General features: G+C 68.7%; 15 protein-coding genes and 1 pseudogene. 14 read left to right on the forward strand and 2 right to left on the reverse strand.

Translation table 11 applies throughout. The annotated features are described in order from the left end of the window. The first annotated feature begins 32 nt into the window (after positions 1 to 32). The 13 genes from argB to ACZ45E_RS34530 all read left to right on the forward strand — a co-directional run bounded on the left by argB (position 33) and on the right by ACZ45E_RS34530 (position 16,443). A complete protein-coding gene (gene argB / locus ACZ45E_RS34470; protein WP_468228752.1) occupies positions 33 to 875 on the forward strand; it encodes an acetylglutamate kinase in 843 nt (280 codons plus the stop codon). A 52-nt stretch (positions 876 to 927) separates the two neighbouring features. Next, entirely contained in the window at positions 928 to 2,241 is a 1,314-nt protein-coding gene (locus ACZ45E_RS34475) for a M20/M25/M40 family metallo-hydrolase (protein ID WP_468228755.1), read from the forward strand. A gap of 24 nt (positions 2,242 to 2,265) precedes the next feature. Next, the gene (locus ACZ45E_RS34480; protein WP_468228758.1) at positions 2,266 to 7,431 is read left to right on the forward strand and encodes an amino acid adenylation domain-containing protein; all 5,166 of its coding nucleotides are present in this window, start codon (positions 2,266 to 2,268) and stop codon (positions 7,429 to 7,431) included. Between the two features lie 117 nt (positions 7,432 to 7,548). Next, positions 7,549 to 10,077, forward strand: coding sequence for a penicillin acylase family protein (locus ACZ45E_RS34485; protein ID WP_468228760.1), 2,529 nt, complete (start codon positions 7,549 to 7,551; stop codon positions 10,075 to 10,077). A gap of 1 nt (position 10,078) precedes the next feature. After that, positions 10,079 to 10,570, forward strand: coding sequence for a hypothetical protein (locus ACZ45E_RS34490; RefSeq protein WP_468228762.1), 492 nt, complete (start codon positions 10,079 to 10,081; stop codon positions 10,568 to 10,570). A gap of 95 nt (positions 10,571 to 10,665) precedes the next feature. Beyond that, complete coding sequence (locus tag ACZ45E_RS34495) at positions 10,666 to 10,881, forward strand: DUF6199 family natural product biosynthesis protein (protein ID WP_468228765.1); 216 nt, start codon at positions 10,666 to 10,668, stop codon at positions 10,879 to 10,881. A 245-nt stretch (positions 10,882 to 11,126) separates the two neighbouring features. After that, positions 11,127 to 11,378 (forward strand): hypothetical protein, encoded by a 252-nt coding sequence (locus tag ACZ45E_RS34500; RefSeq protein WP_468228768.1) that lies wholly within the window; start codon positions 11,127 to 11,129, stop codon positions 11,376 to 11,378. Continuing rightward, positions 11,375 to 11,767 carry a hypothetical protein gene (locus ACZ45E_RS34505; protein WP_468228771.1) on the forward strand — a complete coding sequence of 131 codons (393 nt, stop codon included), beginning with the start codon at positions 11,375 to 11,377 and terminating at the stop codon, positions 11,765 to 11,767. The genes ACZ45E_RS34500 and ACZ45E_RS34505 overlap by 4 nt, the downstream gene beginning before the upstream one ends. A 938-nt stretch (positions 11,768 to 12,705) precedes the next feature. After that, on the forward strand, positions 12,706 to 13,158 hold the full coding sequence (locus ACZ45E_RS34510; protein WP_468228773.1) for a hypothetical protein: 453 nt from the start codon (positions 12,706 to 12,708) through the stop codon (positions 13,156 to 13,158). A 75-nt stretch (positions 13,159 to 13,233) separates the two neighbouring features. Next, positions 13,234 to 14,067, forward strand: coding sequence for a transposase family protein (locus ACZ45E_RS34515; protein WP_468228776.1), 834 nt, complete (start codon positions 13,234 to 13,236; stop codon positions 14,065 to 14,067). A gap of 165 nt (positions 14,068 to 14,232) precedes the next feature. Continuing rightward, positions 14,233 to 15,138: an aldo/keto reductase gene (locus tag ACZ45E_RS34520; protein WP_468228779.1), complete on the forward strand. Its 906-nt coding sequence runs from the start codon at positions 14,233 to 14,235 to the stop codon at positions 15,136 to 15,138. A gap of 602 nt (positions 15,139 to 15,740) precedes the next feature. Continuing rightward, positions 15,741 to 15,902 carry a hypothetical protein gene (locus tag ACZ45E_RS34525; protein WP_468228782.1) on the forward strand — a complete coding sequence of 54 codons (162 nt, stop codon included), beginning with the start codon at positions 15,741 to 15,743 and terminating at the stop codon, positions 15,900 to 15,902. Positions 15,903 to 16,254: 352 nt separating this feature from the next. Continuing rightward, a complete protein-coding gene (locus tag ACZ45E_RS34530; RefSeq protein ID WP_468228784.1) occupies positions 16,255 to 16,443 on the forward strand; it encodes a hypothetical protein in 189 nt (62 codons plus the stop codon). A 238-nt stretch (positions 16,444 to 16,681) separates the two neighbouring features. Here the strand turns inward: ACZ45E_RS34530 and ACZ45E_RS34535 are convergent, their stop codons facing one another. After that, positions 16,682 to 17,158, reverse strand: coding sequence for an SMI1/KNR4 family protein (locus ACZ45E_RS34535; RefSeq protein WP_468228787.1), 477 nt, complete (start codon positions 17,156 to 17,158; stop codon positions 16,682 to 16,684). Continuing rightward, entirely contained in the window at positions 17,155 to 21,543 is a 4,389-nt protein-coding gene (locus ACZ45E_RS34540; protein ID WP_468228789.1) for an HNH/ENDO VII family nuclease, read from the reverse strand. Before ACZ45E_RS34540 ends, ACZ45E_RS34535 begins: the two co-directional genes overlap by 4 nt. 1,074 nt (positions 21,544 to 22,617) lie before the next feature. Between ACZ45E_RS34540 and ACZ45E_RS34545 the strand changes: the two are divergent. Then, positions 22,618 to 22,986, forward strand: a pseudogene (locus ACZ45E_RS34545) (transposase); the annotation flags it as partial. Positions 22,987 to 23,077: the final 91 nt, after the last annotated feature.

The raw sequence follows: 23,077 nt of genomic DNA on the forward strand, positions 1-23,077 counted from the left end.
TCCGCTTGGATCCGCTCAGAAAGGAGAGCCGCGTGGGCACGGGACTGACCGTGGTGAAGTGCGGCGGCACCGCAGAAGTACAGGCCGAAGCGGTCTGCTCCGGGGTGGCCCGGCTGGTCCGCGACGGCAGGCCCGTCGTCCTCGTGCACGGCGGCTCCGCGATGGTCACCGAACTGGCCGGCCGTCTCGGCGTGCCGCTCGGCGAACTGGTGTCGCCGGACGGCACGGTGAGCCGGCGGACCGATCCGGCCACCCTCGAAGTGGTCACCCTGGCACTCGCAGGGAAGGCCAAGCCGGCGCTCCTGCTCGAACTGGCCCGGCTCGCCGTGCCCGCCGTCGGACTGACCGGGCTCGACGCCGGCCTGCTGCGGGCCCGGCGCAAGAAGGCGCTGCGCACCGTCGTGGACGGCCGGACCGTGGTGGTCCGCGACGACCGCAGCGGCCGGCTCACCTCGGTGGCGACGCCGCTGCTGCGCTCCCTGCTGGCCGACGGGATGGTGCCCGTGCTGTCACCGCCCGCGCTCGCCGAGGACGGCCTGCCCGTCAACGTCAACGCCGACCGGGTCGCGGCCGCCGTCGCCGGAGTGCTGGGCGCCGAGCGCCTGGTGCTGCTCACCGGCGCACCGGGCGTCCTCGCCGACAGCTCCGACCCCGCGTCGGTGCGCGCCGAGTACCAGGTGCGCGACGGCCGGGACCCGGCCGTCGGCGGCGGCATGACCGTCAAACTCACCGCGGCGCGCGAGGCGTTGGAGGCCGGCGTCGCGGACGTACGGATCGCCGACGGGCGCTTCGCCGAGGCCGTCACCGACGCGCTGGACGGGCGGGGCGGCACCCGGGTCGTCGCCACCGAGCCGCTCGCGGCGGAACAGCGGTGACCCGCACGGCGCGCTCCGCCGCGCACGACCGCCCGGACAAGGAGAACCCCCGATGAGCGACCCGGTGCCCCTGCTCCAGCAGATGATCAGGTTCCGCGGCGTCAACCCTCCCGGGAACGAGGCCGCCTGCGTCCGCCACGTCGCCGCCCTCATGGAGAGCGCCGGCGCGGACGTACGGCTGCTGGGGTCCGACCCCGACCGCCCGAACCTCGTCGCCCGCGTACGCGGGGCGGGCCTCGCGCCGCCGCTGCTGCTGCACGCGCACGCCGACGTGGTGCCCACCGACGGCCAGCACTGGACGCACCCGCCCTTCGAGGGGCGGATCATCGACGGCCACGTCTGGGGCCGCGGCGCCATCGACATGCTGGGCAGCCTGGCGATGATGGTCTCCGCGCTGGTCCGGCTGCGGGCCGAGGGAACCGCGCCCGCGGGTGACGTCCTGCTCGCCGTCTCGCCCGACGAAGAGGCGGGCAGCAAGGTCGGCGCCGGTTATCTGGTCAGGCAGCATCCCGACCTGTTCGACGGTATCGCCTACGGGGTCGGGGAGGACGGCGGAGCGGTGCTGAGTTGCCTGCCCCGCCGCGTCCACCCCATCGTGGTGGCCGAGAAACGCGCCTGCTGGATGCGGCTCTCGGTACGCGGCCGCGGTGGCCACGCCTCACGGCAGGGTTGGTCCGGCACCTCGATGGGCAAGCTCGCCCGGCTTTTGGGGCGCCTGGAGGAAGGCCGCCTGCCGACGCACATCACCCCCGCCCTGGACCGGATGCTCGACGCCCTCGCCACCGCCGCCGAAGAACCACTGGCCGGACGGCTGCGCGACCTGCGCGACCCCGACGGCAAGGCGGAGATCCCCTACGACCTGCTGCCCGAGGCCGACGCCGTCTATCTCGACTCCGTCCTGCGCAACACGGTCAACGCGACCATCGTCCGCACGCCCGAGAAGATCAACATGCTGCCGAGCGAGTTCTCCGTGGACTTCGACGGACGCATCCTGCCGGGCAGCTGGACGGTCGAGGACTTCCGCACCGAACTGCGCGAGCTGATCGGCCCCGACGGCGACCTCGAACTCCTGCTGGAGGGCGACGCGATGCCCCCGCCCGTCTTCGACGGCTTCTTCGACACGATCGCCTCGGTGATGCGCGACGCCGACCCCGACGGGCTGCCCCTGCCCATGATCACCCCCGCCTCCACGGACGCCCGGCTCTTCGCCGGACTCGGCATCGCCTGCTACGGCTGGGTGCCGATGCTGCTCCCGGCCGGCAGCCGCTACCAGGACGCGATGCACGCCGCCGACGAGCGGGTGCCCGTCGAAGCCGTGCGCTTCGGCGCCGACCGCTTCCACGATCTCCTGCTCCGCTACCGCTGACCGACCGTCCATCGAGGAGTGCCCGTGTACCCGACCTTCATCGAGACGCTCCGCCGGCGGGCCGAGAGCACTCCCCACCGACTTGCCCTGGAGTTCGAGCTCTCCGAGACCGAGATCCTCGCACTCGACTACGCCGAACTCGACCGCGGCGCCCGGGCGGTGGCCGCACTGATCCAGCGGCGCACCGGCCGCGGCGACCGCGTCCTCCTCCTCCACCAGCCCGGACCCGACTACGTGACGGCGTTCTTCGGCTGCCTCTACGCGGGCGCGATAGCGGTCCCCGTCTACCCGCCGCTCGGCGCGAACGGCCTCGAACGGGTACGGGCCATCGCCGCCGACTGCGGCGCGCGACTCGCCCTGATCGACACCGTCACACTCGCCGCCGTCGACGAGCGCCGCGACCGGCTCGACCTGTCCGTCCCCCTCGAATGGGCGACCACCGACGACGTGGCCACCGCCCCCGAGGACTGGCAGGACCCGCAGGCATCCCCGGACGACCTGGCGTTCCTCCAGTACACGTCGGGATCGACCGGCACCCCCAAAGGCGTCATGCTCAGCCACGCCAACCTCGCCCACAACTCGGCGACGATCGGCCGCTCGCTCGGCCTGGACGAGAACAGCCGCGCTGTCAGCTGGCTGCCGCCCTACCACGACATGGGCCTGATCGGCGGCATCCTCCAGCCCGTGCACACGGGCTTCCCCTGCACCCTGCTCTCGCCGATGACCTTCCTGCACCAGCCGATGCGCTGGCTGCGCGCACTCAGCCGCACCCGCGCCACCATCACCGCCGCCCCCGACTTCGCCTACGCCGAGGTCCTGCGCCGCGCCAAGCCGGGCGACCACGACGACCTCGACCTGTCGGCGCTGCGGCACGCCCTCGTCGGCGCGGAGCCGGTACGGCGCACCACGATGGACGCCTTCGCCGAAGCCTTCCGCGACAACGGCTTCCGGCGCTCGGCGTTCTACCCCTGCTACGGCCTCGCCGAGGCCACCTTGTTCGTCACCGGCAGAGCGGACCCGGCGGCCGAACCCACCGTCCTGCGCCTGCGACGCCCGGACATGGAAGAGGGCCGGGCCGTCGAGGCCGCCCCCGACGAGCCCGCGGCCGAACTGACCGGCTGCGGCTGGGCACACCACCAGGACCTCGTGCTGGTCGTCGACCCCGCCACCGGCGAGCCGCTGCCCCCGGACGCCGTCGGCGAGATCTGGGTCAGCGGACCGACCGTCGCCCACGGCTACTGGCAGCGGCCCGACCGGACCGCCGAGTCCTTCGCGGCCACCGCCCGCGGACACGACGGACGAACCTTCCTGCGCACCGGCGACCTCGGCTTCCAGCACGGCACCGAGCTGTACGTGACCGGCCGCATCAAGGACCTGATCATCGTGCGGGGCCGCAACCTCTACCCGCCGGACATCGAGCTGACGGCCGAGCGCGCCCACCCGCTCCTGCACCCCGGCCGGGGCGCGGCCCTGGCCGTCGACGACGGAACCACCGAACAGGTCGTGCTCGTGCACGAAGTGGTCCGCGGCTTCCGGGAGGAGGACGGACCGCTCGTGACCGCGGCCGTGCGCGAGGCCGTGTCGGCCGAGCACGGACTCGCCCTCGCCGACGTCGTCCTCGTCCGCACCGGCAAGATCCCCCGCACCAGCAGCGGCAAGGTCAGGCGCGCGGAGTGCCGCACACGATTTCTCGCCGGAGCGTTCCAGCCGCTGGGCACCACGGCGCCGGCCGAGGAGACGAAGCCGGCCCCGGCAGCGGGGACCGTCCCCGCGGAGCTGACCGAACTCGTCGCGGCCGCACTGGAGACCGACCCCGCCGCGCTCGTCGCGGACGCACCGCTCGTCAGGCAACGACTGGACTCCCTGTCGGCCGCCCGGCTCAGATCGGCACTCCTCGAGACGCGCGGCGTGGACATCCCCCTCGCCCGGCTCCTGGACGGCCTCACCCTCCTGGACCTCGCCGCGATCCCGGCGGGCGGACCCGCACAGTCACCCGACGCCACATTCCTGGAGCCGACGGCCGTCACCCCCGAACAGGAACGGATGTGGCTGCTCGACCAGATGGGCGCCGGCGACGCCTACCACGTCACCGGCGGACTCCGACTGCACGGGCCCCTCGACCGGACGCTCCTCGAACAAAGCCTCACCGCCCTCTTCGACGAGGTCCCGCTCCTGCGCTCCGTCTTCCGGACCACACCCGACGGGACACCGAGCATCTCCGTCCGCCCCACCGCCGACATGTTCCGGCTGCCGTTCCAGGACCTGCGGACCACCGGCGAGGACGGCGTGGCCGACGCACTGCGCACACTGGCCGCCCAACCGTTCGACCTCGCCTCCGGCCCCCTCGTCCGCCTGCTCCTGCTGCGACAGGGACCACGGGACTGGGTGCTCGCGGTCGCCGCCCACCACGCCGTGGTCGACGGCTGGTCGCTGGGCCTGCTGCTCCAGCGGCTCGGCGACGCCTACCGGGCCGGCGGAACGGTCGAACCCGTACCGGCGACCGCCCCCGCCCCCACCCCGTGGACCGAGGAGACCCTCGCCGGATGGCGCGACCGCCTCGACGGGGCGCAGGCGCTGGAACTGCCCACCGACCGCCCCGTCCCGGCCGTACCGACCTGGCACGGCGCCTCCCTGCCCGTACGGATCCCCGCGGAGCTCGCCGAACGCGTACGGATCCTCGCCGCGGACCGGGGCGCCACCCCCTTCATGGTCCTCATGGCCGCCTTCGGCGCCCTCCTCGGCCGGTGGAGCGGCCAGGACGACGTGATCGTCGGCACCGTCGCCGCCGGCCGGGAGAGGCCCGGCGCCGACACCGCCATCGGCATGTTCGCCGACACGCTGCCGCTGCGCGTCCGCACCGGCACAGCCGACTTCGACACGGTCATCGACGACGTACGGTCCCAGTGCCTCACGGCCTACGGCGCCGACCGGCCCCCGTACGACGAGATCGTCCGCGCCGTCGGCCGGCGGCCCGCCGACGGCCGCGCACCGCTGGTACGGGCCCTGCTCGCCTTCCAGAACCTCCCGGTCGGCCCCTGGGAAGCCCACGGGGTACGCGCCGAACCCTTCGAACTGCCCGCGCCCGGCGCCCAGTTCGAACTCTCCGTGCACCTCGCACCGGCGCCCGACGGCTCACTGAGCGGCCACGCCGTCTACGCCGCCGACCTGTTCGAGGAGCAGACCGTCGCCGCCCTGCTGTCCGGGCTGCCCGCCCTGCTCGACGCGGCACTCACCGAACCGGCCACCGCCGTCGCCGCCCTGCCCGCACTGCCCCCCGCCGAAGCCGAGCACATCGCGCGGACCACCGCCGACGGAGGCCCCCCGGAACCCGGTGAGGAACTGGTCCACCAGATCATCGAACGCGTCGCACACTCCGCCGCCGCGGTACCGGCCGTGGTCTGGGACGAAGGCTCACTCACCTACGGCGAACTCTCCACACGGGCCCGCGGCCTTGCGGCCCGGCTGCGTGAACTCGGCGTGGACCGCGACGAACCCGTCGCCGTCTGCCTGCCCCGGTCACCCGAACTGATCATCGCCGTGTACGCCGTCCTGCTGGCCGGAGGCGCCTACCTCCCCCTGGACACCGCACACCCGACGGCCCGCATCGCCCGGCAGATCAGCACCTCCGGAGCCCGGGTGCTCATCGGCTCCGCCCCGGGCCTCACCCCGCCCGAGGGGACCGTGCCCGTCGACCCGCGGGAGAGCGGCACCGAACCCTACGAGCCCCCGCGGGTACTGCCCGGGCACCTCGCCAACGTGCTCTTCACCTCGGGCTCGACCGGCGAACCCAAGGGCGTGATGACGACCCACGCCGCCCTGGCGAACCAACTCCTGTGGAACAAGCGCACCTACGGACTCGAAGCCGGACAGGCCGTGCTCCACAAGACCCCGGTCAGCTTCGACGTAGCCGGAAGGGAGCTCCTCGGGCCCCTCGTCGCCGGCGCCACCGTCGTCCTCGCCCGGCCCGAAGGACACCGCGACCCCCACTACCTCGCCCACCTGATCGCCCGGCACACCGTCACCTACTGCCACTTCGTCCCGTCGATGCTCCAGATCTTCCTCGAAGAGCCCGACGCCGTACACGCCGCACGGACCCTGCGTCACGTCGTGTGCAGTGGCGAAGAACTGACCCCGGCCCTGGCCGACCGCTTCGCCGAGGTCCTGCCCGGCGTACGGCTGCACAACCAGTACGGCCCGACGGAGGCGGCCATCGACGTCACCGCCCAGCCCGCCGACCCCGCGACGACCCACCGCATCCGCATCCCCATCGGCCGCGCGATCACCGGCACCCGCCTCTACGTCTTCGACTCCTCCGGCGCGATCGCCCCACCGCTGGTCCCCGGAGAACTCCACATCGGCGGACTCGCCCCGGCCCGCGGCTACCTCGGCCGCCCCGGCCTGACCGCCGAACGCTTCGTACCGGACCCCTACGAACCCGGCGCACGCCTGTACCGGACCGGTGACCGCGCACGGATGCACCCCGACGGCACCTTCGAATACCTGGGCCGCCTCGACCGACAGCTCAAGATCCGCGGGCAGCGCATCGAACCCGGCGAGGTCGAAGCAGTACTGAACCGGCACCCGCTCGTACGGACCTCGGTCGTGGAGGCACGCCCCGACCCCTCCGGCCACCCGCGCCTGATGGCCTGGGCCGTACCCGCAGGCGACGAGCACCCCAGCCCCGCCACACTCCGCGACCACCTCGAACAGACCCTGCCCTCGGGCCTCGTCCCGGACACGGTGACCGTACTGGCACAGCTCCCCGTGGGCCCGCACGGCAAACTCGACCGCGCCGCACTGCCGGACCCGGCCCCGGAAGCCGCCACCCCGCAGCAGACGATCGCACCCCGCAACCCCGTCGAACACAAAATGGCCACCATCTGGAACGAGGTACTGGGCGTCCCCGTACCGTCGGTCACCGCCGACTTCTACCGCCTCGGCGGACACTCGCTCATGGCCACCCGCGTCGCGATGCGCGTACGGGAGACGTTCGGAGTCGGCCTCTCCACCGACGAACTGCTCACCGGCTCACTGACCGTCGAGCGACTGGCCGCACTCGTACAGAGCAGACAACTCACCGAAGCGGGCAGCACCGAGGTCGACGACGTCCTCGGCTGGCTGTCCGGACTCTCCGACGACGAGGTCACCGAGCTGCTCGCCAAGGAATCCGACGGCGAACCCCGGCCCTGACCCGCACCACACGGCCCGCCGGCCGCGACGGATGTAGGGAACCTTCCTGACTTATGGGCGCGGCCGGACGCTGCAAGGCTTCCCGGCGGACCATCCCCCTGCGAAGACGAGGACACGATGGCAAGCAAGGTCAGTCGCGCGATCCACCTGGTCTGCTCGACCGCCGTGGCCCTCGCCGTGCTCCTGCTGCTCGGCGCCGGCTACGGTCCGGTGCCCGCGCTCGGCAAAGCACTGGTACCGGGCGGGGGAGTCTGGGCATCGGCCTCGGCCCAGACCACCGTCCGGTCCGAGACCCTCACCCTCCCCGGCCTGGACAAACCAGTGAAGGTCTCCTTCACCGCCGAGGGATACGCCTCCGTCGAGGCCGCGACCGACCACGACCTCTTCCTCGCCCAGGGATACGTCACCGCCCGCATGCGCTTCACCCAGCTCGACCTTCAGCGCAGACTCGGCCAGGGCCGCCTGTCCGAACTCGTCGGTGCCGCCGGACTGGAGAGCGACAAGTTCGAACTGAACCTCGGCCTGCTGCGCACCGCCCGCGCCCGCTGGGACGCCACCCCGCGGGACAGCGCCGCCGGCCAGGCACTGACCGCATACTCCGCGGGCGTCAACTCCTGGATGAGCAGACTCGACGAGACCGGTGAATGGCCCACGATCTACGGCCTGACCGGAGTACGACCCCAGGCATGGACACCCACGGACACCCTGGTCGTCCAAGGGGTGCTCACGCAGCAGATGAACTTCAACACCATCCCGCTCGACTACGCACTGCTGCAACGCTCCCTCGGGCCGAAGCTGACCAAGGACTGGTTCCCGGTACAGGCACCGACCCGGACCTCCCAGCGCCCCTACGACCCCGGCCCCTACAAGACCCTCCCCCCGGCCCCGCTGACCGTACGCAACACCAACGCCGCCGACCCGGCCGCCACAGCCAACAGCCCGGCCCCGCAGACGGTGTCCCGGACACCCGCCGCCCAGGACGTCGCCCTGCCCGACACCGTGCGGCAACTCGACTTCAACAGCAACGCCTGGGCGGCGAACGGCCCCAAGGTGGCCGGAGGCGGCGCGATGCTCGCCGGCGACCCGCACCTGGCGACCACGCTGCCCTCGTACTGGTTCCAGATATCGCTGCACTCACCCGACTACCAGATCGCCGGCGGCTCCCTGCCCGGCGTACCCGGGATCCTCGTCGGCCACAACGAACACATCTCCTGGTCCCTGACCAACGCCCAGACCGTCGGCACGCTCTACTACCAGGAGAAACTCTCACCCCACAGGCCCGACTCCTACTACTGGCACGGCGCCTGGCGACCCATGAAGAAGGCGCAATACACCATCCCGGTACGCGGCGGCTCCACGGTCGACCTGACCACGGACCTCACCGTGCACGGACCGATGATGAAGGTGCTCGGCCAACGAGTCTCGGTCAACTGGATGGGCAACTACGCCCACAACGACCTCAACGCGCTGCTCAAAGCCAACCAGGCCCACGACTTCACCACCTTCCGGGCAGCGCTGAGCGGCTGGAAGGCACCGGCCCTGAACTTCGTCTATGCCGACGACAAGGGCCACATCGGCACGCTCCTCGTCGGCGACGTCCCCCAGACACCCAAGGGCTCCCAGCCCTGGCTGCCCCTGTCCGGCACCGGCACCGAAGACGTGGTGGGCACCATCCCCTACGCGGCACTGCCCAAGGCCTATGACCCGCCCAGCCACCTCGTGGCCTCGACCAACCAGCGCCCGGCAGGCCAGGACTACCCGTACTACCTCGGCACCTCCATGAACTTCGACCCCGGGTACCGGCAGTCGGTGATCGAACGGTTCCACACCGGGCAGAGCGCGTTGCAACCCAAGGACTACACCGAGCTCCAGAACGACGTCACCGACGAACTGGCCGTGAAACTCCTGCCGGCACTGCTCACCGCGCTCGACGACACAAAACTGACCGGACGACAAAGCGCCGCACGCGACCTGCTGACCAAGTGGAACCACTCGATGGACAGCGACTCGCCCGCCGCCTCCGTCTGGTGGACGTTCCTCGACTCCTACCTCCACGAGGTCTTCCAGCCGTGGTGGGACAAGAAGAACGTCCCGGAGAGCAAGGACCGCTGGATCCTCGACCTTGACCGCTCACCCATCCCGCTGCGCGAAATGCTCCAGCACTGGACGCTCGACGATCCCGACAACGCGGCCTTCACCCCGCCGAACGCCGCCCACCGCGACGCCCCACAAGCCATGCGGACCGCCTTCCGCACAGCCGTGACCGAACTGACGGACAAACTGGGTGCCGCCCCCTCGGCCTGGACCTGGGGCAAGCTGCACACCCGCGAGATCCCCTCGATCACCGGGGCCCCGGGACTCGGGTACGAGCCCTACACCGCCGGCGGCGACCCCTGGACCGTGAACGCGGCAGGCGGCGAACTGAACTCGAGCTACGGACCGAGCATCCGACTCATCGTCAAGTGGACAGCACCCGGCACCTCCGAAGCGGTCGCGATCTACCCCGGCGGACAGAGCGACACCCCCACCTCCCCCCTGTACGACAACCTCGTCCCGCTCTGGCGGGAGAAGAAGTACCTGCCGCTGCCGTCGCCGGACGACAAGGCGAACACCACGGCAACCTGGTCCCTACGAGCGGGAGACTGACATGACGATCGAAACCGCCGTGGAAACCCCGGACCAGACCACCGAGGAAACGGCAAGCGGCCCCAGAAAACGGCAAGCCGGAAAACTCCCGCTGCCCACACCGGCACTGACCGCGCTGACAGCCATAGCCGTCATAGCCGTAGCCCTCGGAGCCTGGGCAGACCAGTGGTACCTGCCCCTGGCGGCAGGCGTAGCCCTCGGCGTCCACAGCACCTGGCACCGCCACGGCTTCCTGCGCACCACCGCACTACTGCTACTGCTCGGACCGCTGCCCTGGGCCGCACTGCTCGCCGTACGCGCGCTATCGGGGGACACGATCGGCGGAACCGCACGCACGACCGCGGGACTCGCCGGACTGCCCGCCTCAGCGACCGTGACCATCACACTGACCCTGCTCGTCGCCCTCCTGCAAGCAGCCGCCGGCAACTGGTTCGGCCGCGCACTGGCCCGCTGCTTCGCCGGGGCAAGGACGGACGACCGAGGCGATCACTGAGGGCAGAAAGCCCCCCTTGAGACGGCGGCGTAGCAACCCGCAAGACGGGGGTAAGCGGGTCACACAGATACCTGCGGACCCGAACGGGAGAGCCCATGATCGTCGTCCTGCTCTGCTTCTTCGCCGTCATGGGCCTGATCCAGCTCATCAGACCCCAGCTGCTCTGGAAAGCGAACCGCCCCCTGCAACGCCCCTTCGTGAAGGACTACGACGCCACAGAGCCGACCCGGGCCGGCTACACGATGACCCGCATAGTGGGGGCGCTGTTCCTGTGCATGGTGGCCTTCATGCTCATCACCCACTTCACCTGAGACGCATCGCACCGAGCGCTCGCCGCTGGTTTCCACGAGAACACCGCGCCTACGCGCACGGCGCCGTCACCGGGCATACCAGCCGTCCCACCCTCCAGGCGCTAGTCCGCAGGGCTGTGCCACCCCGTAGCGGTACTCGTAGATGTCGTCGCCGTAGCTGCGCTCGATGAGGGGCATTCGTGACCGTATGTGACCGGTCTGCAGACTCACCCATCCCGGCAGTATACCTGATGTATTCTTTCGTCATGGCTCACACGACGATCAAGGTCGAGGACACCGTCCGGGACAGGCTCGCCGCTCTCGCCGCCGAGAAAGGCACCAGCATCGCGCAGCTGGTCAGCGACTTCGCCGCACACACACCGACCGCAAGCGAACGAGCCGAACGCACCGCCCGCACGCTGGCGGTCCTGCACGAGATGTCGGGCTACACCCCGACCCCCGAACAGGACCAGGCGGCTGATGCCGAACTGGCCCGCCGACTCGGCGACACCGCGTGAGCTCCACCCCTCCCACCCACACCGTCGATGTGGTCCTGGACGAAAGCGCCCTCCTCGCCCTGGGCTCGGGCAACATCCTGGTCTCCCGGATCCTGCACCAAACTGCCGCCACAGACAGCTGGCGCGTCCACGTCGCCCTGGCCGCGCTTGCCGATGCTGACCGCGCCCGTACCGGAGTCGCCGGCCACCTCGCCATGCTGGACCAGATCGTCTTCCACGCCCTGGATCTGGCAGCCGTCCTCGCCGCCTCCGGCCAACCCCGTTCCCTGGGCTGGTCCCACACCCGGCATGTGGCACAACCCGATCCCGAGCGGCCGGAAGGCGCCCGCGTGGTCACCACCACCCCCAAAGACTGGGACGGCGCAGGCGTCCGCGTCCTCGACGTCTAACCCTGAACCAGCCCAGCCCCACCCCGTAGCCACTTCCCGACGAAGTCGGGGAGTCGGTGATGGAAGTTGAGGTGCTGAAACAAGCGCCGGATTCCGTATCGATGTCCGCTCAGGTACTGCCAGGCCCGCGCGGCGATCAGAAGGGGCCGGGCCCACACCGGTACCGGCTGTCGGCAACGGTCACTGGTAGGGCCCCCGCGGAGGGTGGGGGAGTGCCGGCGCGGTCGCGTCGGACACGAGGTCTCTCAGCCGTATCGCAGCGAGTTGCTCGCTCTGGACGCTGTGGCTGATCAGCTGGGCGGCGAGCAGACCCGCGTGGCGGGTGCCCGATCCGTTGTACGTGCTCGATCAAATGAGGCTCGCTGCCGTAGGTGACGGTGTCACTTTCAGCCACCGCCACACCGCCACACCGCCCGCTCCGTCGTCCCCAACCCCTGTGCCAGCAGCCGCACATGACGAGACGTCAGCTCGCTCCCTGCCCTCCAGATCGAACAGCCGCTGCACCTCCACGTCCCGCTCGCCCACCGGGAAGACGTCCACGGCGTCGGCCAGTAGCTGCGCAGATGCCGCAGCGACACCGCACAGCTGACCTCGCCCCAGATCACCGCCCGAAGCTGCCACCCGTTCGGCGCCGCTCCCGCTCACGGCGGTACCCCGCTGGCCGGCCGAACCCGTGGCGCACCGCACGGGGCCGCCGCCGGGGATGAGTGGACACGGTGGACTCCACCGCGCGCCTTGTGAGTGGACCGTTGTCGGGGGAGTGGAGACCACGGAGCCTCCGCCAACCTGAAAGTCCCAGGTCAGCAGGGCTAGTGTGACCGTGTTCCGGGGTGCTCGTGCTGGTCGTGGGTGACAGTCTGTGGCGTAGATTGTCCGTCACGGGGCGGCTTGCCGGTTTCCCGCTCGCGGCGGGCGAGCGGCCTTCTACGATCCGGTGTATGGATCCCGAGTTGCTGGAACGGATCACCGCACGGCGTGCGGAACTGGACGAACTCGAAGAACAGCTGGCCAAGCAGCTGGCGGAGGTACGGGCCGAGCGCGACGAACTCGCCGTTGCTGAGAAGGTCTTGGAGCGGATGAGCGAGCAGCTCGCCGAGGAGCGGGCCGCGTTCGCACCGACGCCCGGGCAGGTGGGCGGTCGGGCGGTGATGATGATCCCCCACCGCGCGCCAGACGTGGAGGAGACGGCGCTCCCACCGGACTACCAGCGGATCCTGGCCGTCGTGCGGCAGGCCGCCGGTCCGGTCATGGCCCGGCAGGTCGGCGAGGTGCTGGGAGTGGACGTCAGCGTGAGGAGCAAGCTGGAGCCGCTGCGCGGGAAACTGGTCAGACTGGTCGACCGCGGCTGGCTGCGGAAACAGCCCGACGGCCGGTTCACCACCCGGCTGTGACACCACGGAAGCTACTGCCCGTGGGCGGTGCCGAGCGGGCGTAACCGGGGTGCCCCCGGCGGCTGTTGGAAATGTGTGACCAAAACCAAAGAGCACACCGAGGACACCTGCCCGCTTGTCTATCAGTGCCGTCTGTCGCTGTCCACGCGCACCGTCAACCCCCTCGCCGACCTGCTGCGGCGCCACCTGAAGGCGATCCGGTCCAGGTGGCGGATCCTGCCGCCCGGAAAGATCGCGGTGATCGTCCTGGCCGTACTGCGCCACGACCAGCGCCTGGCCGACATGGCCGGCGGCAACAACGTCTCCGAGTCCACCGTCCGTCGCTGGCGCGACGAGGTGATCGCTCTGCTCACCGCGCGGGCCCCGCGCCTGGACCGCGCGTTGAAGAAGATCGCCCGTCAGGGTGGGGAGGTCGTCCTGATTGACGGCACCCTCGTCCATACCCAGCGCCGCACCGGGAAAGCCGACCGCAAGAACTATTCCGGCAAGCACCGCCAGCACGGTCTGCACTTCCTCGCCCTCACTGACGAGAGGGGCCGTCTGGTCTGGATCTCCGCCGCCCGGCCCGGCCGCACCCACGACAACACCGCCGCCCGCCACGACCACATCCTGGCCCACCTGCGCGCCGCCAGCCTCGGCGCCCTCGCGGACCTCGGCTTTCGCGGCCTGGACAACGACGTACTCGACCCCGTGATCGTCACCGGCTTCCACGCCAGCCGCACCCACAAGCTGACTCCCGGCGAGAAGGAAGCCAACCGGGTACTCGCCGTCGGACACGCACCGGTCGAGCACGGCTTCGCCCACCTCAAGAACTGGCGGATCCTCAGCAAACTCCGTGCCGACCCCACCCGCGCCACCCGCCTCCTGCGCGCCCTGCTCGTTCTAACGAACCTCGAAGTCAACCGCTGATTAGCACGGGACAGACTGACCTTCTCCCGAAAGGTTCAACGGCTTTGCGGCGGCGGTGAGGTCCCGATGGAGATGTGACGTTTCGCCCAGCCCTTTGACCTGTCGCAGCGCACCGTGGCAGCCCCATACTCCAGGACCTCATGAACCAACAGGCGAAGGAGCACGGTGAGCGCAGCGGCGGCAGCAGGGACCTGGAAGCTGGGGGACCTAGAGGTGAATCGCATCGGCTACGGAGCGATGCGGCTGACGGGCAACGGCATGATGGGGAACTCCGATGGCACACCGATCGACCGCGATCTCGCCGTCGGCCTGCTGCACAGCGCGTTCGAGCAGGGTGTCAACCACATCGACACGGTCGCCTTCTACTTCTCGCCGCTGCGGTCCGCGAACGAGCTCATCAATCGCGCCCTCGTGTCCTGGTCCGGCGACGTGGTCGTGGTGACGAAGGTCGGCCCGGCGCGTGATCCCTCCGGCGAGTGGCGTGGCATGGCCCGCCCCGACCAGATGCGCGGCCAGGTCGAGAAGAACCTGCGCCAGCTCGGCCGAGACCACCTGGACGTGGTGAACCTGCGCGCCAACGGCCCCGGCACGGCATCGGTCGCCGAGCACTTCGGAGCCCTCGCCGAACTGCGCGAGGCCGGCCTGATCCGGCACCTCGGGCTCTCCGCTGTCCTGCCTGAGCATGTGGCCGAGGCCCGAACGATCGCGCCCGTAGTCTGCGTGCAGAACTCCTACGGCCTGGACTGGCGCCGCGCTGACAAAAGCGGGCTGGTGGACCTGTGTCGGGAGCAGGACATCGCCTTCGTCCCGTTCTTCACGGTCTCTGGTCTGCGGCGCGAGGCAGCCGCAGACCAGGAGCACGACGCGCGCGTCGACTCCGTCGCCCGCGCCCACGATGCGACGCCGGCCCATATACGGCTCGCCTGGACCCTCCACCGCGGTCCCCACGTGCTGGCCATTCCCGGCACCGCGAACCCGGCACACCTCGCAGAGAACATCGCCGCCGGAAGCCCGCGCTTGACCGAGCAGGAGTTGTCCGTCCTCGACAAGCCAAACGAGGGCACTGCCTGAGCCCCTACCGTCGATGCCCGGTGCAACTCTCCCGGTGCGTTGGACACCGGACCAAGCAGGTGGGGATGAGGCAACTTTGATCGTTTGAAGAGCCTCAACACTGCTGGCAGACGATCTACTCCACAGACTGTCGCCCACGACCAGCACGAGCACCCCGGAACACGGTCACACCAGCCCTGCTGACCTGGGACTTTCAGGTTGGCGGAGGCTCAGTGGAGCGCACCCGATGTCCGCCACCGCATCCGATGTCCGGACGATGCACCACATCCGATGCGCGACATCGCGATGGGGAGTGCACAGCATCCGATGCTGTGCACCGGATGCCGGGCCAGTCCGGGAGGTTGCATCGCTCCTTGACCGGGTTGGATAGCGGCTCCGGGCGGCACGCATCGCTCCTTGACCACGTTCGCTACCTGCGACATCCCGCCCGAACGGGACAGCGCCCGGGGGAGGAGAAATCTCCGTCCCCTGGGCGCTGTCCCGTTCGGGCGCAACTCATCGCGCCGTGCGCGCCCCGGTCCGCTTCCGCGCGCCACTGCTCGGGTGTACCTGGTGCGCGTGGCGTGTGTCGGCCGCCGGAGGCCAGGTTCTACGATCCGCGCGTGGGACAGACCCCGGCACAGAAGGCCGCGAAGGCGGCACGCGGGCAGCAGCTTTTGATCTCGGCAGAGGGATCAACAGGCGTATTCGGGTGGCTGCTCATCGCGGCAGGTGTGCTCTTTATTCCGATTGGCTGGTTCAGTGAAAGGAAAGGTCAGGGGTGATGTGGTCCCTTTCCGCTCCGCCAATGTTGCATGATGGTAATTCGGCCCTAATTTTCACCGTCGGGTTCCTTGTTCTGGTGGGCATCGCTATCTATTTGTTCCGGTGGAAGAAATAGATGAACAGTCGCGTGCGGTAAAGGGGACTTTGTCGTCCACCGGGTTGCTGTGCCGGTGGATGGGGCGGAGTCACAGGCTGCACGGTCGGAGCAGTTGCCGTTGTCTGCGATACCGGCATCTATCGCACGGGTGAAACCGTCGGCGTGACCCAACGTCTGGGCTGATGCCCCTCAGTCCAGACGTTGTGGCAAGCAGCAACGTCGGAAACAACGCACAGGGCGGGAGGCGAGAACCCATGATAAACAAAGCGATTCGGAAGACATTCATTTTCTCAGTCATTGCGGTACTGGCGGGCGCCTGTGGATGCGTTGCCAGTGCTACGACCGGGGACACGCTGCCTATCATCTTCGGGGCAGTTGCGATTGCGGGCGGACTCATTCTGGCTTTGATGGCGGCGCTGGCCAGCCGTAAACAAAACCGCTGAAAGCAGAGGAACTCGGCCGTCACATGCGTGGTGGGCGGCTACGCCGGATGCGCACCGGAATAATCGATGACACCATTCCCGGCAAGAAATAACTCTGCAAAATGCGCAGATCACGTCCCATAATCAATTCCTTCAGCCTACCCGGGCATCGCGATCCGGGCAGCAGCTCGCTGCTCTACCCGTAAAATAGAGGCGGACGAGGTGAGCCGCTTTCGAGAGGCGGCTCACCTCGGATCAACTAGAACACAGACCGCTGGCATTCTTCCAGAGCGAATGTTCCGAAGTTGTCACTAATCCGTTCCAGCGACTCGCGTCCGGGAAGTCCCGGATTCCATGCGTAGACCGGATATTCCATATACTGGTCCGGCTTAGAGGTGTCCAGGACCACAAGCATCCATACATCATCCGTCTTCACGACCATCAACTCCGACGGAAGATCTAGCTCGCGCCTAGCGGACAGTGTCTCCTGAACTGTACCCAAGAGGGTTCCCCCTCGAGCGGCAACCCGGTATACGCCAGGAAATTCCGTTCCCCCGATGTCCCATGTCCCGAACTCCTTGAGAAGGAGTCTATAGGAGGGGGGGAAGGTGAGCCCCAGCTCATGTTCAGCCGCCGCTAGCATTTCCTCGTCACAGCCTGCGCCGTGATTGGAAATCTCCTCGTTGGCGCGAATGATTTTGAGCACTCGACGGCTTGCTTCCAACGCTTCTGTCATCCACTAAATCCCTTCGCTCTAGCCTTCCAGTAGGCTGTCTTCCACTTCGTGAACTCGGGCCGGTCGATTCCGCTGGGAATCTTTGTGCCGGACTTCCAGTGGAGCTGATGATAGTTCTCGTCGAGGTGCATTTTCTTGGTGACTTCGGCGATCGGCCCCTCCTGGGTCTGCAGCATGTGGTGCAGATTCATGGGCTGGTCGTCGGGTCCCATCGGGGCCAACCCTTGAGTCATCCGCTTCAGGTTCGTTCGCCCGTAGTTGTCGTTAGGTGAGACATAATCCGGCTTGATTAGGTCATCGCGCGTGTAAACACGCTGCCCCTCGAACTCGGTCAGCTTCCAGAACTTGCAGACCGGGCCGGCGGCTGAGGTAGATACTACTGCCGCTCTCAGCGCTGTGATGGAATCTGCAGCCTGACAGGCCGCTTGTGCGTCCTCCGTGTACGCGGCGACCGTACGCCCGACATCGGCGAGCGCAGCGGGGTTCACACCATCGACAGCCTTAAGCGCTGCATATGCCTCCCGGAAACCGCTGCCCGTACGCAGGGAAAAATCGACAGCCTTAATGCTGTCCGCGATTGCCTTAATGGCTTTACCGGAAAATATCGAGGCCACGTCGAAGGCGACCCATCCGCAGCCCCCAAGGCTTCCGCCTGCACCGCCCGGAAGAACTTTTTCGGCGCACTTGATGTAATCGCCGAGAAGGATTTTCACGGGGTCGATTCCTGAGTTGAAATCGACCATCGAGATCACATGCGTGACCTCCTCCTCCTGCTCCTCTGCTGGGATGGAATCCAAGAAGAGCGTTTCATCTCGCGGGCAGCCGGACAATTCCGCAGGGATTTGCAGCGCAGTACACAGGTAGACGTCTACGCTAGCCCTAGCACGAACGGTTGCTGTTACAACGCAATCACCGAAGTGGACGATCGGGTTGCAGTTATCCTTCTTGACGTTTTTTGGCTCCCCCACCATCTCAAGGGAGTTGACGTAGAAAACGTTGCCGATTCCGGTCGTGGCGCCACCCGATATCGCATCGTTGTTCTGTCTTGTCTCAGTTTTCTGAGACGTCTTCTGCGCCTCGGTGGCGTAGGTGTCTGCGTCTTTGGCGGCTTCTTCGGCCGCGGTTGCGTCTGTGTCTGCTCGGTCTGCCGCCTCTCGCGCGTCTTTGGCTGCGGTTTCGGCTTGGGTGGCGGCTTCGCGGGCTGCGTCGGCGTCCAGGGCTGCTGTGTCGGCTGAGTTGCGGGCGTCGGTGGCGTAGCCTTCGGCGCGGCCGGCTGCTGCGTCGGCGGCTGCTGCGTCGGCGGTGGCCTGGCGGTCGTATTCGATGGTGCGGGTCAGGGACTGGGTGGTCTTGGAGGCGGCCAGGGCGGCGGCTGCGGAGTAGCCCAGGGCTTCCTTGGCGTAGCCGCGCGCCTGTGACGCGTACGCGGCTGCGCCGGCTGCTGCCTGGAGGGCGGCTTTGGAGTCCGCTGTGGCCTGGTCGGCCAAGGTCTTGGCGAGGGCGGCTTCTTCCACGGCGTTTTTGGCGTGGGCGTCGGCGACCGCCGCTTGCTGGTCGGCGATGGATTTGGCGCCCTGGCCGGCCAGGACGACGAGGCCGGCGGCTGAGTCTTTGGTGACGTAGGGGGAGCCGAGCTGGATGGCGTCGTTGGCCGGGTCGGCGACGCGGGATGCCGCCTCGCGGGCGTCGACCGCCGCCTGTGCAGTGGTGTACGCGAAACCGGCGGCCTTCGCCGCTGCGACCCGTGCGATGACGGACTGTTTCAGCGCCTCGTTGGCGTGGCCCTTGGCCTCCTTGGCGTGGGCCTCGGCTTCGTCGGCGGCCTTGACCGCCAGGGCGGCCTCGGCGGCCGCGTGCTTGGCTGCGGCGATAGCGTCTGCCGCAGCGCTGGTCGCGGTGCGCACGGCGGCGTCTGCCGCCAGCTTGTCAGCCTGGGCGGCGTCCGCGTCCGCGCGGGCCCGGCCGGCGGCGGCTTCCGCGCGGGTGGCCGCGGCGTCCGCGTCGGCTGCCGCCTGGGTGGCGGCGTCGGCCGCGGTACGGGCGTTCTTCGCTGCCGTCTCCGCCGTGGTGGCCTGGCGGTCTGCCTCGTCAGCGGCCGCGCGGGCAGCGGTTGCCGCCTCCCCCGCGTCCAGCGAGTCGGCGTAGGCACCCTTCGCGTCGGCCTTTGACCGCACCGCGTCAGCCTTCTGCTCGGCATCCCAGGCGTCGTCCCGTTTGGCCTCGGCCTTGTCGCGCGCCGTCTCCGCGTCCTTGCGCCTGGCCGACGCGGTACCGGCCGCCGTCTCGGCCTTCTTGTTGGCTTCCTGCGCCGTGGTGTTGTAGCCCTCGGCATCCTTACGGTGCCGGGCGGCCTCCGCCTGCTTGGCGGCGGCCGTCTCCTTCTCCGCCTTGGCCGTCTTCTCCTCGGCCTCGGCCGCCAGACGCTTCTTGTGCGCGTCCTCCGCCGCCGTTTTCGCGTCGCCCTCGGCCTTGAGCGCGATCTGGAGGTTGGCCTCGGCGGTCTCCTTGTCCACCTTGGCGTTGTCCCGGTGCTGCTTCGCCGATTCCATGGCCCACTTGGCCTGCAGCTCGGCGTACTGCGCGGACTCCTTGCGGAACTCCGCCTTGGACTGCGCCGCCTGCGCGATGGCCCGCTGCGCGATCGTGGCACTGTCGGAAGCGGAGGCTTGGGTGGCTGCCTCGGCCGTCTGCCCGGCGATGACGAGCGCATCCAGTGCGGCCGCGACGCCGTGAGTCACCTGCGCCTTCTGCTGGGCGACCAGGAGTCCGCGGCCCCGTGGGGCGCCGTTGGCGTCCGCGATGGTGTTGGCAGCCGTCACCGCTTTGTCTGTGGCGGTGACCGCTGCGTGGGCTGCCGTGGCCTGCTGCTTGAGCAGGATCATCTGAACTTTCGCCGACGCCTGAGCAGCGCTGAGGCTCTTCTTCGCCTTGTCGAACTGGGCCTGAGGGATGACCTCCTGAGAGGGTGGCGGAGTCGCGTTCGGCTTGACGGTGTACCGCTGGGCTGTGCCGCCGTCACAGGTGGCGAGTCCCGCGTTGGACCCGTTGGTGTAGGAGCCCAGTGCCAGGCATTTGCCGGAGGCTACGTTCTGAAGTGCCGTCGGGGCGCGATGGTTGAACGTCCAGTCCTGCGTCGGCGAGTTGCTGCACACCGCGATCTGGATCTTTGTGCCGTTTGCCGTGAGGCACTTGGACGAGATGGGATTGCGCAGCTTCAGCTCCGCCCCGCCCCCCTCGATCACCCAGACCTGGGGCAGCGTGTTGTTGCAGGTGTAGACCTGAACCGGGGTGCCGTCGGCTTTCCCGCCGCCCTCGATGTCCAGGCACTTACCCGCGGCCCCGTTGACCTGGATGGTGTGTTCCTTGTCCACCAGCGTGCCGAGACCACCGGGTGACCAGTAATCGAGCCACTGCGTGGTGTGGTCGGCAACCCAGGAGTTGCCAATCATGGTGCCGAGAACCTTCGATGCGGCTGCAAGTCGCTGGGTCGCGTTGGTGTTGGCGTCCAGGATCGCGTTGCGCTGGGTGGTCTGCGAGGCGATTTCCTGCTGCCACTCGTCGGCCGCGGTGCTCTCTTCGGCCCCGAGGACCTGGTTGGGGTCGATCGGATCGCGCCAGGCGCACGCGGCGAACCGGGACTTGAGCTCTTCGACTGCGATCCGGAACTCGGCACTGTCCGGCTGCGGCGCCGACGTGGGGAAGCCACCCGACTCCAGGAAGATCCGGGCGTTGTCCGCCCCGGTCGGCTCCAGGCTCCAGTTCGTCAGGTAGTCGTACGCCTGCTTCTCTTCGAACAGCGGGTCCGTACCATTTGTGCCACCGCCGTAGATCGGCTCGCCCAGCGACGTCACCGCCTTCTTCGTCGCTTCATCGGCGAGGGGGGTGGGGTCCTTGTAAAAGTCGCCTTCCTGCTTCCAGAGCCGGTCGGCGGTCCACTGCCAAAGCCCGGTTTGCTCATAGAAGTTCTCGCCATCGCCGTCAACGGCTCCCGGCGGCCAGTCGAAGCTGCCGGGCGAGAAGTCGATCGGTGGCCCCTCCAGGCCAGAGACGGGCTCCTCCCATCTGTCCACTGAGGTGTCGAGGTCGTCCAGCGCCTTCGCCGAAGCGGTCTTGTCGGTCTCGTAGGCAGTGGCGAGCGGAGTGTGGTCCCAGTAGTCGCGGTCGGCAAGTTCGTGCAGCTTGTCCGGTGTCTGATTCAGACCGTTCTGCGCGGTAGCGGCCATTGATGTACCGCCAAGCCGCAGCACGTCGCTCATCAGGCACTGGTCCTGCCGTAACTGCTCCGCTGCGGTGTCCTTGTACCAGTCCTCCGAGTCACTGACCGTGCTGGCGCGGTTTCGCTGCCCCGGGGCCAGGGCGTCCGGCTGCGCGGTCAGCCCCGCCATCAAAGCGAGAGCCGTGATGGAAGTTACTGCCGGGGAGAGGTACGCAAGTCTTTGTTTCCCGCGTCCGCTTTGCCATCTTCTGCGTTGCAACGTGAATCCTTCACGAGCCGACAACACGGCCCGTTTTGGTCATGTGCCTGACAGGCTGCTTCGCAGCAGTTCGGTATACCCAGGTTGTGGCGGCATGACAGACCGGCGCGAGGCGGTCGTCAGGCCGCGTCTTCGGGCGCGATCTTTACCGATGCGCCACAGGAGAAACACATTAATCACACAGTACGTGCATGTGACAAGCTCTCCGGGTCGATCACTTCGGACAGTGACCACCAGCCCTCCCCCAGAGTGACTGCCCGTCACAGAAAAGGGTCGCACTGCCTGTTCATCTTCGAAGGCACGCCCCTACGGCTCACCGCGACGCGGCATCCGACACATCCATGCGGCGCCCTGCAAAGCCACCTCATCTCTTGAGGGTGTGGGGGCGGAGGTGGAGTGGAGCTTTGTCACCCGCTCGGGTGGTCTGCGGGGCTGGGGCCGGGGTGCCGGCTTTAGCGTCTGTTCCGTCGCGCCTGCCGTGGGTGCGATGTGAACTGCCCTGTGTGGGGCGGTAGTTGACGGCCGGGGGCTGGCGCTGTGATCACTGCTTGGTTGCTGGTTCGCTCCTGGTGCGATGGGCGGCTCTGGTGATGGCGGGCGGTGGTTCCCCTGGGGCCGTGGATGGCGGTTTGGGGCGGCATCGGGATGAGCTCAGGCCCGCTGCGGTGGCCCAGTTGCTGCGGCTGCGCGCGTCGGGGGAGTTGGCGACGGCGCATGTGCGGCTGGTCGCTGACGCGGTGGGTGTGCACAAGAGGACGGTGTGAAGCTGGCTGGCCCGTGCGGAGGAGACTGGCAGCCCGGAGAAGCCGGAACGCCGCCGCTTTAGTACTCCAGCAGGATTTCGCTGTCTGACCTGTGGGTTTGGCTGGGCGGCTGGAGTGTAGCGGGCCGGGGCATGGTCAGGGACGGTCTCACGGAGACCGCCCCTCGAACGTGCGACAACGCCGCCGGTAGTGACAGCGACGAGGGCAGGGTCTCCTCGTGATGACCGAGCGTTGTGCCGCGCAATGGGACTTGGAGCTCGACGACCTTTTCATCAGCATCGGCCATCGTTTCGGCCGGGTGGAGCTCCGGCGTCGCATGCGTGACTACGTACGCGGGCTGCTGGCCCCGGTCGCCCGGAAGAACAGCTGGCAGCTGGCCGAGCAGGCAGGCCACGCCACTCCCGACGGCCTGCAGCACTTGCTGGCCGGCGCGAAGTGGGAGCCCGACGACATCCGCGATGACCTGCAGCAATACGTCGCCGGCAGGCTCGGTGAGGACGACGGTGTCCTTATCATCGACGACACTGGCTTCATCAAGAAGGGCACCACCTCCGCCGGGGTCCAGCGCCAATATTCCGGCACCGCCGGGGGCCTGTAATTGAATAGCTGTCAGGGTCGATCTTCGATGGGAGTCGCTCGGGCGTGTAGTTGTTCCAGGGTGCGGGCGGCCGGTCCGGGTA

Source organism: Streptomyces sp. NPDC030991, from assembly GCF_055571235.1.

What these genes read in the sequence shown, in the direction of transcription:
- ACZ45E_RS34540 (WP_468228789.1), bottom strand. Translation starts at nt 21,543, where the DNA reads ATGGCGGGGCTGACCGCGCAGCCGGACGCCCTGGCCCCGGGGCAGCGA.
- ACZ45E_RS34530 (WP_468228784.1), top strand. Translation starts at nt 16,255, where the DNA reads ATGATAAACAAAGCGATTCGGAAGACATTCATTTTCTCAGTCATTGCG.
- ACZ45E_RS34495 (WP_468228765.1), top strand. Translation starts at nt 10,666, where the DNA reads ATGATCGTCGTCCTGCTCTGCTTCTTCGCCGTCATGGGCCTGATCCAG.
- ACZ45E_RS34535 (WP_468228787.1), bottom strand. Translation starts at nt 17,158, where the DNA reads ATGACAGAAGCGTTGGAAGCAAGCCGTCGAGTGCTCAAAATCATTCGC.
- ACZ45E_RS34475 (WP_468228755.1), top strand. Translation starts at nt 928, where the DNA reads ATGAGCGACCCGGTGCCCCTGCTCCAGCAGATGATCAGGTTCCGCGGC.
- ACZ45E_RS34510 (WP_468228773.1), top strand. Translation starts at nt 12,706, where the DNA reads ATGGATCCCGAGTTGCTGGAACGGATCACCGCACGGCGTGCGGAACTG.
- ACZ45E_RS34500 (WP_468228768.1), top strand. Translation starts at nt 11,127, where the DNA reads ATGGCTCACACGACGATCAAGGTCGAGGACACCGTCCGGGACAGGCTC.
- ACZ45E_RS34485 (WP_468228760.1), top strand. Translation starts at nt 7,549, where the DNA reads ATGGCAAGCAAGGTCAGTCGCGCGATCCACCTGGTCTGCTCGACCGCC.
- ACZ45E_RS34490 (WP_468228762.1), top strand. Translation starts at nt 10,079, where the DNA reads ATGACGATCGAAACCGCCGTGGAAACCCCGGACCAGACCACCGAGGAA.